Genomic DNA, 13609 nt, shown 5'->3' on the forward strand with positions numbered 1-13609 from the left:
GCGTCGATTTAGCGCCTCCGCCGCCACAGCCATGCGCCGATCGCCGCCACGCCGAGCGCGGTTGCTCCGGCCGCGGCCGCTGCGGCACGCCGCTGCTCGGGATTTCGCTGGCCGCCATCGATGCCGCTGGGCTCGCTGGGCGGATCGAACAGCGTGCCGCTGCCGTCCTCGCCGCGCTCGGCCTTGCGAGACCAGCGCTCCATGAAGCCGTTCATCATCGCCGCGCTCAGGTTCGGCACTGCGAACTGGCCGAGTTTCAGGGCAAGTGCGGGCGCGCCCAGCACGGTGGTGTTGCGGGGGTGCCGTGCAAGCCGGACCACCGCTTTTGCGACGGTCTCCGGTGCCAGTGACCCGGGCGGCATCGCAAGTCGGGCGCCCGTATAGTTGCCCGCGTGCCCGATCGCGGGCGTGTCGACGAACGTCGGATATACGTCGCAGATGTGGATCCGCGGGTTCTTCGAAAGCTCGCCGCGCAGCGCCTGGCTGAAGCCCCGCAACCCGAACTTGCTCGCCGAATAGGCGGCCGCGAACGGCGTCGCAAAGAAGCCGCCGATCGAGATCATGTTGACCCAGGTGCCGCGATCCTGCGCCAGGAAGATCGGCAGGACCGCGTGCGCCTCGTTCATGTGGCTGAGCAGGTTCGCCTCGATCACCCTCTGGTGGTCGGCGAGGGGAACGTCCTGGAACTTGCCGAGCACGCCCACGCCCACGCAGCTGAACCAGAGGTCTATGCCGCCCAGCCGCTCCCGCGCTTCCGCTGCGAAGTCCGCGACTGCGCGCGCGTCGGTCACGTCGACGGGAACGGCATCGGCCGTGCCGCCCGCGCCGCGGCAGCGCAGGGCGATGTCGTCCAACCCGGCTGTGCCCCGCGCGCCGAGCACCAGCCGAGCGCCCTGGCGTGCGAAGGCGACCGCAGTCGCGGCGCCGATGCCGCTCGATGCCCCGGTGATGACGACGCGAAGGGGCGCGCGGCTCATCGGCCGACCGCCTCCTTCACCTTCTCGGCCGCCTTGGCGAGCAGGCCCTTCTCCGCCTCCTCCGCCTCTTCCTTGGTCTTGAAGGCGGCGCCTTCGGGTTCGGCCGGCGGCGCATAGACCGAGAAGAGCTTCAGGTCGCCCGAGCCCTTGTTGATGATGTTGTGCTCCGATCCCTTGGGGACCACCACCATGTGGTTCTTGCCGGCCTTGGTCGAGTGACCATCGACGACGACCTGGGCCTCGCCCGAAACGATGAAGGTCGTCTGGTCGGCGGGATGAGTCTCGGTCCCGATCTCCTCGCCCGCCGGGATGCTCATCAGCACGATCTGCACCTTGCGGTCGCGATACACCTCCTTCTGCCAGAAGCTGTTCTTGGTCGCGAGGTCCACCATGTCCTTGTTGAAGATCGCCATTGGCCTGCTCCTGTGAAGTTGTGTTCGGGAAAGGGGACGAACGAAGGCCCGGACCGTTCCCGTGAACTGCGGATCGCGCGGCGCGATGGGGCGTTCGGGCTGCGCAGGGATGTTCGGGAGACCCGATGGTAACGCTCTTTCCCCAAGCGCATGTCAGCGACGCCGAGCGCGAGCACGGCCTCCGCCTGCTGGTGCGCGAAGCGGCGTTGTCCGGCGGTACCGCCGCGCTCACCACCGGCGTCATCCTCACCGCCTTCGCGCTGCACCTGGGTGCTTCGAACACGATGGTCGGGGTGCTCGCGAGTGCGCCGTTCCTCGCGCAGCTCCTGCAGCTTCCAGCCATCCTGCTGGTGGAGCGCCTGCGCACGCGCAAGCGGATCGCGGTCGTTACCAGCCTGATCGGCCGCGCGATGTTGGCGGTGATGGCGGTCACCGCCTTTTTCAGCGGAACGGTGCCGCTGTTGCTGTTCCTCGCCGCGCAGCTGGTCGTATGCGGGCTGGGTGCGATCGGGACCTGTGCCTGGAACGCCTGGCTCCGCGACCTGGCGCCGGAGGACCGGCTGGGGCGGGTGTTCGCGAAGCGTACGGCGTGGCTCACCGCCATCAGCCTCATCCTCGGCCTCGCCGCGGCGCTCGCGCTGCATCTGACGCCTGCCGGATCGCTGTCGCGCAACCTGGTCTTCGCCGGCATGTTCACGATCGGCTGCGTGACCGGGCTGATCAGCGCGCGCGTGGTCGCGGCCATGCCGGAGCCGGAAATGCCCGTCACCGACGGGCCGGTCCGTCTCAAGCGCCTGCTTACCCAGCCGTTCCGCGACCGGAACTTCGCCCGGCTGCTGGGCTTCGTCGCCAGCTGGCAGTTCGCGATCAACCTCGCCACGCCCTTCTTCACCGTCTTCATCGTTCGCCAGCTCCGCTTCGAAGTCAGCTTCGTGATGGTGCTGAGCGTGGTGAGCCAGGTGGCGAACCTGCTGGCGCTGCGATCCTGGGGCGTGCTCAGCGACCGCTTCGCCAACAAGTTGGTGATGGCCGTATGTGCGCCGGCCTATATCTTCGCCATCGTCGCCATGATCGGCGCGTCGCAGTTCGAGAACCGGACGCTGGTCGCCGCGTGGCTGGTGGCGCTGCACATGCTGATGGGTGCCGCCATCGCCGGCGTGACGCTCACTTCGACCAACATCGCGCTCAAGCTGTCCCCAAAGGGGAGCGCCACCGCCTATGTAGCGGCAAATGCGATGGTGACGGCAGTTGCTGCCGGCCTCGCGCCCATCCTCGGCGGCCTGCTCGCGGACTTCTTTGCCCGGCGGGAGCTCGAGCTGCTGCTCCGCTGGAGCGGCCCGAGCGGGACGCTGAGCCTGCCGCTCATCCTCACCAACTGGGACTTCTACTTCCTGATCGCGGGCCTGCTGGGCCTCTACGCGATCCACCGGCTCTCGCTGGTGGCGGAACATGGCGAGATCGAACGGCGCGAGATGGTGAACCAGCTGCTGTCGGAAACCCGGCGTGGCATCCGCAACATCTCCAGCGTTGCCGGACTGCGCGCGGCCACCGATCTGCCGGCGTCGCTGCTGCGCGACGCGCGACTGCGGCGGCGGCTCCGCCGCGCCCGGGCGAGGCGCGACGAGGCGCGCGCCGCCCGGCGAAGCGTCCCGCGCGGGGCGACGGAGGCAGTCGCCGGAGCCCGCAGAGTAATCCAGGTTACTTCAAGCCGGCCTGAACCGGTTTTTTGGTCCTTCGCGGGAACAGCGCCTTGCCTTCGGGGCTTGAGAGGCTGAACCGAGCGCCGGCAGGACGCCGCCTCGAACCTCACGGGAGAGGGAAGCGAATGGCAAACGTGCAGGACGCTCGGAGACCTTGGCGCGAACCCCTCAGCTCGCGCTCTCCCCTTGCCGCGGCGGGGTGCTGACCGCGATGGCCTATGTCCGCTACACGCCCGAGGTCGAAGCGATCCCGCCCGACGAGGACGAGACGATCGACGCGATCATCGCGGCGATGGGGAAGGGCGGGGAGGTAACCTGCCGCCGCTACGGCCGCTACGTCCGCGTCTCCCACGCGAAATCCCACGCACTGTTGCGGGGCGAGCTGCATGTACGCGACGATCTGCCCCCGGAGCTTGCCCAGGGCCTGTTCGCGAAACCGGGGCGCTATTCCGTGGTGGTGCGCATGGCGCAGGTGCCTGGCGAACTGCTGGACGATCGCCGTGTCTCCACGCCGCGCGGGCTTGCGATCAAGGTCCTGGGCGTCGGGGGCGAGAAGCTGGCAGGACATGATGCCGACACGCAGGACTTCGTGCTCGACACCGGCACCGTCTTCAACGCGCCCACCGCCCGCGCCTTTCTCGCCGCCATCAGCGCCACCGAAACCGCGACTGCGCTGCCGCAGGCGGTCAAGGCCGCCGTCTCGACTGCCGCCCGAGTGACCAATCGGGCGCTGAACGCGGTGGGGCTCAACAGCGCCAACCTCGACTTCTACGGCCATCCACGGCTTCACCCGCTCGCGGAGCCCTACTTCAGCCAATGTGCGCTCCGGTACGGTGACTTTGTCGCCAAGCTCGGCTTCTTCCCCGACGGCGACACGATGGCGGCGGTGCGGGCGAGGGGCATCGACTTCCACGATCCCGATGCGCTTCGGACGGCGATGATCGCCTGGTTCACCGAGAATGCGGCAGAGTTCGACGTCCGGGTGCAGCTGTGCACCGATCTGGAGCGGATGCCGGTGGAGGACGCCAGCGTCGACTGGCCGCAGGAAGAAAGCCCCTATCGTTCCGTCGCCCGTCTCGTGCTGCCGCCGCAGCCCGCCTGGAACGCGGTGCGCCATACCTTTGTCGACGAGCAACTGCTGTTCTGTCCGTCCCACAGCCTGGCCGCGCATCGGCCGCTCGGCAGCATCATGCGCGCGCGGTTGCGTGCCTATGAAGTGCTGGGCAACCGGCGCCGCGCCACCAACGGCTGTCCACTAGAGGAGCCCAAGGATCTGATGGCCATGCCCCAGGAAATCCCGAGCGCCGCGGCGCTCGCGACTTCGGCCCGCAAGGGCGCACCTGTCCCCTCATCCGCCGGGGTTCTGGTGGTCGGCGCCTTGGCGGCGCTGGTCGGTGCGGCTTGGTTCCGCAGCCGCAAGGATGAGGCAGCGCTTCGCGAGCGGACCGCCGAACGTCTTCGTACTCCAACCGGGGTGAACTGAACCCATGCGCATCCATCACCTCAACTGCGGCACCTGCTGTCCGGTCGGCGGACGGCTCTTCGACGGCAAGAGCGACAGCCCCTTCGGCCATCTCGTCTGCCACTGCCTGCTGATCGAGACGGACGCAGGCCTGGTCCTGGTCGACACCGGCTTCGGGACGCGCGACATCGCCCATCCGCTGCGGCGCCTGTCGCCGTTCTTCCTGACCCTCAACAACATCCAATTGCGTCGCGAGGAGACGGCCGTGGCCCAGGTACGCCGGCTGGGATTCGACCCCGCCGACGTTCGCCACATCCTCGTCACCCATCTCGATTTCGATCATGCCGGCGGCCTCGAAGACTTCCCCAACGCTGCCGTCCATGTGACGGCGCGCGAGAAGGAAGTTGCGGACGAGCGGGCAGGGGGCGCCTTTGTCGGCACCCGCCGCTATCGCCCACAGCAGTGGGACGAGATGCAGGACTGGCGTCTCTATCCACTGGGTGGAGGCGAGCGCTGGTTCGGCTTCGATGCCGTGCGGGACCTCCAGGGCCTGCCGCCCGAAATCCTGCTCGTCCCTCTCGCCGGCCACACCTGGGGGCATGCCGGGGTGGCGATCCGCGAGGATAGCGGCCGCTGGCTGCTCCACGCGGCCGACGCCTACTTCTACCGGGGCGAGGTCGGATCGGAGCGCTATTCCTGCACGCCGGCGCTGCGTGGCTACCAGCGGATGATGGAGGTGGATCGCGCCGCGCGCCTGCACAACCAGCAGCGCCTGCGCCGCCTGTCGCTGGATCACGGGGACGAGGTCCGCATCTTCTGCGCCCACGACCCTGTCGAGTTCGAGCTGCTCGCCTCCGGGCAGCGCTAATCCGAACCGCGGCGCCCTGGTCGGGGCGCCGCGTCGCGCCTAGTTGCTCGCCATCGGCACGGGGGCATCGGCGGGGATCAGCGCTTCCTCGCGCAGTTCCTCCCAGACGGCTGCCGGCACGGTCGCCGCCATCAGCCGCGCGTTTTCGCGAACCTTGTCCGGCCGCTTGGCTCCCGGGATGATCGCTGCCACGACGGGATGCGCGGCGCAGAACTGGAGCGCGGCAGAGCGGATGTCGGCGCCATGCCGCTCGCAGATGGCCGCAATCCGGTCCCGCTTCGCGATCATGTCGGCCGGCGCTTCCTGATATTCGAAGTTCCGCCCGCCGGCGAGCAGGCCGCTGTTGTAGGGGCCGCCCACCACCACATGCACGCCGCGTTCGGCACACAGTGGGAAGAGGCGATCGAGCGCCGGCTGGTTGAGCAGGCTGTAACGGCCGGCGAGCAGGAACACGTCGGGATCGGCCTGCTCGATTGCCCGCACGCAGGGCTCGGTGCGGTTCACCCCCAGGCCCCAGCCCTTGATCACGCCCTGGTCGCGCAGTTCGGCGAGCGCCCGGAACGCGCCCGTTCGGGCGATCTCGAACTGCTCTTCCCACGCGTCTCCCAGGTGGTCGGCAGCAAGGTCGTGCACGAACGCGATGTCGATCTGTGCGAGGCCCAGCCGCTGGTAGCTGTCCTCGATCGATCGCATGACCCCGTCATAGGAATAGTCGAGCTCGACCCGGAACGGCAGGCTCTCCTTGAACGGCGGGTTTTCGGGGTAGCTGGCGTCCGGCTGCAGCAGTCGCCCGACTTTGGTCGAAAGCACGAACTGCTCGCGGGGATAGCGGCGGAGGACCGTGCCGAACCGATGTTCGGAGAGCCCGCTGCCGTAGTGGGGCGCGGTGTCGAAATAGCGGACACCGCTATCCCAGGCGGCGACCAGTGCCGCCTCGGCCGTCGCCTCGTCCACGACGTCGAACATGTTGCCGAGCGGAGCGCCGCCGAAGCCGAGCGGGCCGGGGGGAGCGAAATGGGGCATGCGGATCCTCGGAAAAAGCTGAAAGGGGCACCGTCAAAGCGCGACGATCGGCAGGACGTTCCCGCAACGGTGCGGCCCCGCCGTCCGGATCCGCGCGACCAGATGCCGGTAGGCGTCGCGCTGATCTGGCGCGACGCCATGCCATTCTGCCGCCCTGCGCACCAGACGCAGCGGCAATCCGGTGGAAGACTCCACCTTCCGAACGCCCGCGTGGCTTCCGCCAGCCTGGCGTTCGGCCGGCTCAATCCAGCATTTCAATGTCCGGCAGATGCCAGCTGGCGTCAAAATACGGCGCCAAGGGTGCGTAGAGCCTGAAGTAGGTGAACCAGGCCCGGCCGGCGACGGTCGGCAGCCAGTTGGCCTCCGGCGCATCGGTGGGCGGCTCCGGCCCGAACACCAGGTCGACCGAACCGTCCGGGTTGGTAACCAGCTCGCTCCGGGAGCCGATCTCCGCCTTGTCGTACGGGGTGTCGATGAAGCAGCGGGTCTCGATGTCGTAGACCGCGACCGACCACCATTGCGCCGCCGGCACGTCGGCAGGGACGTGGAGCCGGTAGCGCCTGCCGCCGTCGAACCACTGGCCCTGCGCGTCACGATAGGCGGAAAGATAGGCTTGGCCCTGGCCCGGCGTGTGGGTGGTCATCCCTTCCGACAAACCCACCGCTTCGTAGAACCAGGACGCGCGCTCATCGAGCTGGGAATAATGCTCGCTCTGCTGGCTCATGGCGACATTGACCGCCCGATCCCAATGACCGCCATAGGCGGCCGTGTCGAAGCGCTTGTCGAAGGAGTTGGCGATCGCCATCAACTGGCCGATCCGCGCGCCTTCCTCCAGCGCCCGTGCCTGCCCGGCATCGGGGCGGAACGGCTTGCCCTTTTCGATGCCCAGCGGCTTCAGCATCGCCATGAACAGCCGATCCTCCTCCTTCACCGGCTCGATCTGAAGGATCTCGTTCAACCGTTCCCAATACGCCATGCCGACCGGCTGCGTGCCGCTCCACGGCCGGCCATCGGGATGGACGATGCGGGTCTTGCGCGGGTGGCCGACCTCGCTTGCCGGATAGACCTGATAGGCGTTCAGGATGCGTTCGGCCTCGGCCGGATCGGTGGTGAGGATGCGGAAGGCGTGGAAGACGTTGAACGTGTCCGAGCGTACCTCGTAATCCGCGCCGGCCTCGGGCGGGGCCTCCTGGCCCGGGCCCAGGATCACATAGCGGCCGCCCTTACCCAGGTCTGGTCCGGTCAGGCCGCAATCGCTCATCGACCGCTCCCAGAAATCACCGACGCCCCCCGCGGTCTCTCCCGCAGGAAAGTCGATGATGAGCGGGCCCGTCCGCTGCGTATTGGCGAAGCCGATCACATAGGGCGTTGTCGCATTGGCGGTGATCAGGCCCAGCTTGTCGCGCACCGACACATATTGGACGATGTCGCCGTCCTGCGCCCCGAACACGGTTTCGTGCTGGTTCTGCCACTGGGCGTAGGAGACGATCGGCAGCGCCCAGAGGTAGCATTGGCACGCACGCTGGAAATCGCGCTCCGCATAGAGCAAGTCGATCGTCGCCTGGTCCGGAAGCCCCTGCCGGTCGGGGGCGAGTGCTCCGATGCGACTGTTCTGCGCGCTATAGTGCTCCCCCGTGGCGGACGCAGACTGAAGAGCGGTGTTGGTCATGGCAGCTGATCCTTGACGAGGTCCGGGAGCACCCATTGCTTCTCGAAGAAGGGCTTTTCAGGTCCGTAGAGGCGGAACAGCACCTCGAAACCGCGGCCAGGAACGGTGGGTATCCAGTTGGCCTCTCTGCCCGCCGGCACATGGGGGCTGAACCACAGGTCCACCGAACCGTCGGGCTCCGCGACGATGCCGGGGCTGGTGGAGGCCCGGCTGGCGCGCGCCACGTTCCGGATCAGCGCGTGTGTCTCGCGGTCGTAGGCGGTGGCGGACCAGTACAGCGTCACCGGCGCATTGGCCGGCACACGCAGGCGATAGGTCTCCGATCCGTCCAATGCGTCACCTGCGGCGTCGCGGATCGCCATGAGATAATATTGGCCGGCACCGAGGTGCTTGGCGCTGAAATACGCCAGCGAGTAGCTCACCGCCCGACCGTCGATGGGGTAGGCCTCGGTGGAAGCGAAGAAGTTCGGCATGCCTTCGACGACTTCCGGCACTGCGGGCAATGCCCAGCGTGTGCCGGGCGCAAACGGCGGATCGAACACCGCCTCGTACCGCATGTCGAGATAGGCATGCGCCTCCTGCGCGGCGGCGTCGAACGTCTCCTCCAGGGCTCGCCCCGGATCGAAGGGTTCGCCCTTGCAGATCCCGAGCGTGCGTAGCGGATCGATCATCGCCTTGTCCCGCGTGAGCCAGGGCTCCTTCTCGACAATCCGGGCGAGCGAACGGAAGAAGTCGCGGTCATAGGGGATGGTGGAGTCGTAGAGGACTCCGGCCATGTCGAGATGGCGGGTCTCCGGCGGGCTGGCAGCCTGCGCCAGCGGATAGACCCGGATGCGCTTGCCATAGGCGACCGCCTGGGCAACGTCCGCCTCGCTGCCGCTTTTTACGTTCGAGCGCAGAATGGCATAGCTCTGGAAGGTGTCCGAAGGCACCGCGAAATAGCCGTCCGGCGCCGTGCCGACGTAACCGGGCGGGAGGATCAGATATTTGCCTCCAGCACCCTTGTCTGCACCGGCGAGGCCGACGTCCTCGAGTGCGTTCTGCTAGCAATCGTCGATGCTGCCGGTGATCGAGCCGCCTTCGGCCGCGGGGATCTCGACCACGACGGGCCCGTCCTTCGTATCGAAGAACGGATTGAAGTAGATGGTGTCCGGGTTTGGCGTCAGCGTCTGGTTCTGACCGTCGAGCAGGTGCGACCAGAACGGCACCTGGTTGGGGAGCCCGCCCGCCTTCAGGAACGCCTGGAGCATCAGGTCGAAATTGACGGCGGGCATGCCCCAGATGACCGCCTCGACCGCTCGTCGATACATCGCCCGCTGGAGGAGTTCGTCCGCAGAAAACTCAGGGCTTCGCATAGACTGTCCTCGCGTTGACCAGAGGCAGTCTAGCCGATGCGTTGCAAGGGCTGATCGGGAAAGACCCGGACAATAGCCGGGGCGGTCACGGAGCAAGCCGGCGTCGTCCTGTCGGCGGCCGTTGGGGGCTCCACCCGTTCGGCGCTTCGTGCGTCCGCGATGCTGCGCAGCGTCTGGAAGAGCGCGGGTTCTCCTGATCGGTGCGCGCTGAGATGGCGTGGCCGCGTGGAACTACCGGACCACGAGGAAATCCGCCTGCAGCGATGGAAGCGTCGTACCGGAGGCATCACGGGCCTCTGCCGGTCAGCCTCGGCGCTGGCATCCTCGGCGATCCTGTCGCCGATCTGGAGCCTTGTCGCCACCAGCAAAACTGGTGACCCCTACGGGAGGGGTGACTGACTTAAAAAATCAAAGTTTTTCAAACGATTTCTGAAGCGCACTTCCGCCGGCTGTACCTGTTCGCTGTACCAGCTTCACCGTCTAACTTAGGTGTGGAGGCACGGCTCGTAAAGCGGGATGGCCGAAAAGACCCACTAGCCGACATTCAGAGCGCCTTCCCGCTCCCCAACTCCAGCCGCTCGTTCATCATGCCGCTTTAGGCTTGCGGCGTTCCGCAGAGCAGCTCGGTATGGTTGAGTTTGGCCGATTGTGGCTGGTTTACGGACAGCGCCGATTGCCCGATATCAACAATTATCGGACAGACTCGAATTGGCGCGGGAGAGAGGCGAGACGCAGGTGCTCATGGCTGCCTTATATGCGACCGCCCCAGCCTACTGCCCAGAGCTGATGGACACCTCGCGCCGCTGACGAGAACCGGCAGACGGTGTGGGGCGGCTGTGTCCGACCCGTTCCAGCCGGTCTCCCTCCGCTGCCCGCCTACGCTTTACAGCCGGTCTGAGTTGGCTAGCGTAGCCCTGAGGGGATTGGCTTGGTACCTGAAATAGATAGTGATGACTTCGCACGACGCTTCGCGCTGCGACCTGGTCAGCTCATGTGGTTCTTGGGCGCGGGTGCGTCTGTTTCCGCAGGCGTGCCCACCGCCTGGGATATGACCTGGCAATTCAAGCAGATCCTCTATGCGGCCCAAAGGCGGGTGCCGCTTTCGACCATTGCCGACACCGGCAATCCGAGCGTGCGCGCGTTGCTCGACGCCCATGTCAGCGGATCGGGCAGCCTACCGCCTCCCGGCGCTCCGGACGAGTATGCGGCGCTCTTCGAAGCGGCCTACCCGGCCGAGAAGGACCGTAGGACGTTCATCGATGGCATGATCGGCGGTGCAAAGCCCGCTTATGGCCACCTGGCGCTCGCGGCCCTGCTGAAGGCAGGTCATGCTCATCTGATCTGGACCACGAACTTCGATCACCTTGTCGCGGATGCCTGTGCGCAGGCCTATGGCACCACCAAGTCTCTCAGCGTTGTGGCCCTCGACGCACCTAACCTAGCAGCCGAGCAGATTGCAGCGCAGCAATGGCCTATCGAGGTCAAGCTGCACGGAGATTTCAGGTCACGCCGGCTCAAGAACACGCCCGACGAGCTCCGGCAGCAGGATGCACAACTCAGAGAGGTCTTCGTCGACTCCTGCCGTCGGTACGGTCTGATCATCGGCGGCTATAGCGGACGCGATGCGTCCATCATGGACGCCCTCGAGGCCACACTCGAGCGCCCCGGCGCCTTTCCCGGCGGGTTGTTCTGGCTTCATCGCGGCGAGGACTCACCATTCGATCGCGTCAGCCAGCTGCTCGAACGCGCCCACACGGCTGGCGTCGACTGCGGGCTCGTCCGGATTGAGAATTTGGATGAAGCGCTACGCGATCTGGTGCGCCTGTTGCCTGACCTCGACACGACAGCGCTCGACAGCTTGGGTCAGAAGCAACGCTGGTGGACGGCCGCGCCGGCGCTGACCGGCAAACACAATTGGCCTCTGGTCCGATTGAACGGGATCGAGGTCGAGTCCATACCGACCAACGCCCGCCGCGTCGTTTGTGGGATCGGCGGGGCAGCAGATGTTCGGGATGCGATACTCGCGGCAAAGGCAGATCTGATTGCTACCCGCACCAGCGGAGGCGTCATCGGGTTCGGCTCGGACCAGGAGTTCCGCTGCGTCTTCGAACCTTACGATATCACGAACTTCGACCTGTCCGTGTTTGAGGATCGGCGACTGCGCTACGATTCCGGGGAACGAGGCTTGTTGCGAGAAGCGCTGGTTCGTGGGCTGTGCAATGCACATGGGCTTGATGCCCAGCGGCGACGCAACATCCATATCCTGGCCCCGCACGATCCGGATGATGAACATTGGGCTCCGCTTCGCAGCCTAGTGGGACCGGTCCGGGGTCAGATTGACGGTGGCAAGGTACGATGGCGCGAGGGGCTAGCGGTCCGTCTGGATTGGGCGGACGATCGCTTGTGGCTCTTGGTTGATCCCCGCATCGATACGGACGACGATGGCTCTGCGGCGAGCCGGGCCAAGGCAGCCGACTTCGCGCGTGAGCGAACCGCTCGCCGCTATAACCGCGACGCGGACAAGCTCATCGACTTCTGGACAGGCCTGTTTGCCGGAGAGAACGTCCGGGCTCTGGGGATCGGAGACGGGATCGACGCTTCCTTCACTGTGGGACGACGAACTGCGTTCTCGTACAGGGTGACGCCATGAGCAGCGAAGTCTCGCCCCATGTCTGGTACCCAGAACCGGAGCTCCTGTTCCATCCTGAGCGCACCGGCGACCGCGACATTCACCCGCTCCGCGGCCTCAAGCGTTTTGGCCCCTATTCCGCCTCGCAAGTACCCAGTCCTATCCGGGTCGCCACTATCGCACCAAGCGGAGAGTCCAACCGCCTGTTCGGCTTCATGCAAGAATTGCATCGGACCTTCTCGCCTCGCGAACGAACCGATTATCTTCCCGAATGGCCAGGTTTCTCGGCGGTGTTCAACACGCGGGTGACCGCCGCGCCGGCGAAGTGCCGGGTTGAGCTTGAGCCGGCACTGGACGCCGATCTGGCCGCGAGCCAAGCGCCCCATACCCTGCTAGCCGACCGCCTTATCCAAGCCGTTCGCTCCTTGGAGGCGTTCCGCACCGAGTTCGACGTTCTGTTCGTCTACCTGCCCGATCGCTGGGCGGCCGCCTTCTTCGGGCAGGACGATGACTTCGATCTGCACGACTACCTGAAAGCCTTCGCCGCGGTCCGCGGAATGCCGATCCAGATCGTGCGTGAAGGGCGCGCGCTCTCCTATCCATGTCGAGCGAGCGTGATGTGGCGGATCGGCCTTGCCATCTATGCCAAGGCTGGCGGCATTCCTTGGAAATTGGCCGACACCAAAGCGGAAACGGCCTTCATCGGCATCTCCTATGCCGTTCGTAACGACGACAGCGGCAGCCCACGGTTCGTGACCTGCTGCAGCCAGGTTTTCGACGAGGACGGGGCTGGACTGGAGTTCATTGCGTTCGACACCAACGAGATCCAGGTGCAACGCGAGAACCCGTTTCTGTCGCGTGCCGAGATGTTTCGAGTGATTACGCGGTCCCTCGAGCTGTACAGGCGGCGGCATGGGGGGCGCTCACCGCGGCGCGTGATGATCCACAAGACGACCGAGTTCAAAGATGACGAGGTCGCCGGTTGCTTTGAGGCGCTACCGGTCTGCGAAGCGGTTGATCTCATCCAGCTCGTCGATGAGGTCGGGTGGCGGGGTGTCTGGTGGGAGCAGGACCCCAACAACCCGCGCCGCAATGAGGCTGCTGCCTACCCGGTGAAGCGGGGAACGCTGCTACAGCTCGGCCCACGCGACGCACTGCTCTGGATACACGGCGCGGTAGACGGCTTGGGCAAGCGTCCGCACCTGCAGGGAGGGCGAGGCACCCCCAAGCCGATCCGCCTCGTCCGCCATGCCGGACACGGCTCGTGGGATGACACAGCCATGGCGGCGCTGGCGCTCTCCAAGATGAATTGGAACAATGACGGGCTCTACGATCCTCTGCCCGTGACCATGAGCTATGCCAAGGTGCTGGCTCGGGTACTCAAAAGGATGCCTCGATTGGGCAGTAGCCCGTTTCAGTTCCGGTTTTTCATGTGAACTGGCCATCAGGCCTAGCGCTTCCCCCGAAAGCCCAACGGAGGCATTCTGCGCTCGAGCGACCGGTCACTTATGCC

At 66.3% G+C, this 13609-nt stretch carries 10 protein-coding genes and 1 pseudogene; 5 read left to right on the forward strand and 6 right to left on the reverse strand.

What is annotated here, in order from left to right; genetic code table 11:
• Nucleotides 1–8 precede the first annotated feature (8 nt).
• Together EDF69_RS08960 and EDF69_RS08965 are read right to left on the reverse strand one after the other, a co-directional pair.
• Nucleotides 9–977, reverse strand: a complete 969-nt coding sequence (locus EDF69_RS08960) for an SDR family oxidoreductase (RefSeq protein WP_132883585.1) — start codon at nucleotides 975–977, stop codon at nucleotides 9–11.
• Nucleotides 974–1390 carry a cupin domain-containing protein gene (locus tag EDF69_RS08965; protein WP_129341289.1) on the reverse strand — a complete coding sequence of 139 codons (417 nt, stop codon included), beginning with the start codon at nucleotides 1388–1390 and terminating at the stop codon, nucleotides 974–976. Before EDF69_RS08965 ends, EDF69_RS08960 begins: the two co-directional genes overlap by 4 nt.
• 125 nt (nucleotides 1391–1515) lie before the next feature.
• On the opposite strand from EDF69_RS08965, the gene EDF69_RS08970 reads away from it, so the two are divergent.
• From EDF69_RS08970 to EDF69_RS08980, 3 genes are all read left to right on the forward strand, one after another.
• Nucleotides 1516–3165, forward strand: coding sequence for an MFS transporter (locus tag EDF69_RS08970; protein WP_132883584.1), 1650 nt, complete (start codon nucleotides 1516–1518; stop codon nucleotides 3163–3165).
• A 124-nt stretch (nucleotides 3166–3289) separates the two neighbouring features.
• Complete coding sequence (locus EDF69_RS08975) at nucleotides 3290–4573, forward strand: catalase family protein (protein ID WP_204991347.1); 1284 nt, start codon at nucleotides 3290–3292, stop codon at nucleotides 4571–4573.
• A 4-nt stretch (nucleotides 4574–4577) separates the two neighbouring features.
• Complete coding sequence (locus tag EDF69_RS08980) at nucleotides 4578–5420, forward strand: MBL fold metallo-hydrolase (RefSeq protein ID WP_132883583.1); 843 nt, start codon at nucleotides 4578–4580, stop codon at nucleotides 5418–5420.
• A 39-nt stretch (nucleotides 5421–5459) separates the two neighbouring features.
• Here EDF69_RS08980 and EDF69_RS08985 read toward each other — a convergent pair whose 3' ends face one another.
• The 4 genes and pseudogenes from EDF69_RS08985 to EDF69_RS19630 all read right to left on the reverse strand — a co-directional run.
• Nucleotides 5460–6443 carry an aldo/keto reductase gene (locus tag EDF69_RS08985; RefSeq protein WP_132883582.1) on the reverse strand — a complete coding sequence of 328 codons (984 nt, stop codon included), beginning with the start codon at nucleotides 6441–6443 and terminating at the stop codon, nucleotides 5460–5462.
• 241 nt (nucleotides 6444–6684) lie between these two features.
• Nucleotides 6685–8112, reverse strand: a complete 1428-nt coding sequence (locus EDF69_RS08990; protein ID WP_132883581.1) for a DUF1254 domain-containing protein — start codon at nucleotides 8110–8112, stop codon at nucleotides 6685–6687.
• Nucleotides 8109–8888: a DUF1214 domain-containing protein gene (locus EDF69_RS19885; protein ID WP_339538753.1), complete on the reverse strand. Its 780-nt coding sequence runs from the start codon at nucleotides 8886–8888 to the stop codon at nucleotides 8109–8111. The genes EDF69_RS08990 and EDF69_RS19885 overlap by 4 nt, the downstream gene beginning before the upstream one ends.
• Nucleotides 8889–8942: 54 nt before the next feature.
• A pseudogene (locus EDF69_RS19630) lies at nucleotides 8943–9467 on the reverse strand (DUF1254 domain-containing protein); the annotation flags it as partial.
• A gap of 1048 nt (nucleotides 9468–10515) precedes the next feature.
• Here EDF69_RS19630 and EDF69_RS09005 point away from each other — a divergent pair.
• Nucleotides 10516–12117 (forward strand): SIR2 family protein, encoded by a 1602-nt coding sequence (locus EDF69_RS09005; protein WP_204991350.1) that lies wholly within the window; start codon nucleotides 10516–10518, stop codon nucleotides 12115–12117.
• Nucleotides 12114–13532, forward strand: coding sequence for an argonaute/piwi family protein (locus EDF69_RS09010; protein WP_132883579.1), 1419 nt, complete (start codon nucleotides 12114–12116; stop codon nucleotides 13530–13532). The genes EDF69_RS09005 and EDF69_RS09010 overlap by 4 nt, the downstream gene beginning before the upstream one ends.
• Nucleotides 13533–13609: the final 77 nt, after the last annotated feature.

It is taken from the genome of Sphingomonas sp. JUb134, assembly GCF_004341505.2.
GTDB lineage: Bacteria > Pseudomonadota > Alphaproteobacteria > Sphingomonadales > Sphingomonadaceae > Sphingomonas.

What these genes read in the sequence shown, in the direction of transcription:
- EDF69_RS08980 (WP_132883583.1), top strand. Translation starts at nt 4,578, where the DNA reads ATGCGCATCCATCACCTCAACTGCGGCACCTGCTGTCCGGTCGGCGGA.
- EDF69_RS08985 (WP_132883582.1), bottom strand. Translation starts at nt 6,443, where the DNA reads ATGCCCCATTTCGCTCCCCCCGGCCCGCTCGGCTTCGGCGGCGCTCCG.
- EDF69_RS09010 (WP_132883579.1), top strand. Translation starts at nt 12,114, where the DNA reads ATGAGCAGCGAAGTCTCGCCCCATGTCTGGTACCCAGAACCGGAGCTC.
- EDF69_RS19885 (WP_339538753.1), bottom strand. Translation starts at nt 8,888, where the DNA reads ATGGCCGGAGTCCTCTACGACTCCACCATCCCCTATGACCGCGACTTC.
- EDF69_RS08965 (WP_129341289.1), bottom strand. Translation starts at nt 1,390, where the DNA reads ATGGCGATCTTCAACAAGGACATGGTGGACCTCGCGACCAAGAACAGC.
- EDF69_RS08960 (WP_132883585.1), bottom strand. Translation starts at nt 977, where the DNA reads ATGAGCCGCGCGCCCCTTCGCGTCGTCATCACCGGGGCATCGAGCGGC.
- EDF69_RS09005 (WP_204991350.1), top strand. Translation starts at nt 10,516, where the DNA reads ATGACCTGGCAATTCAAGCAGATCCTCTATGCGGCCCAAAGGCGGGTG.
- EDF69_RS08970 (WP_132883584.1), top strand. Translation starts at nt 1,516, where the DNA reads ATGGTAACGCTCTTTCCCCAAGCGCATGTCAGCGACGCCGAGCGCGAG.
- EDF69_RS08990 (WP_132883581.1), bottom strand. Translation starts at nt 8,112, where the DNA reads ATGACCAACACCGCTCTTCAGTCTGCGTCCGCCACGGGGGAGCACTAT.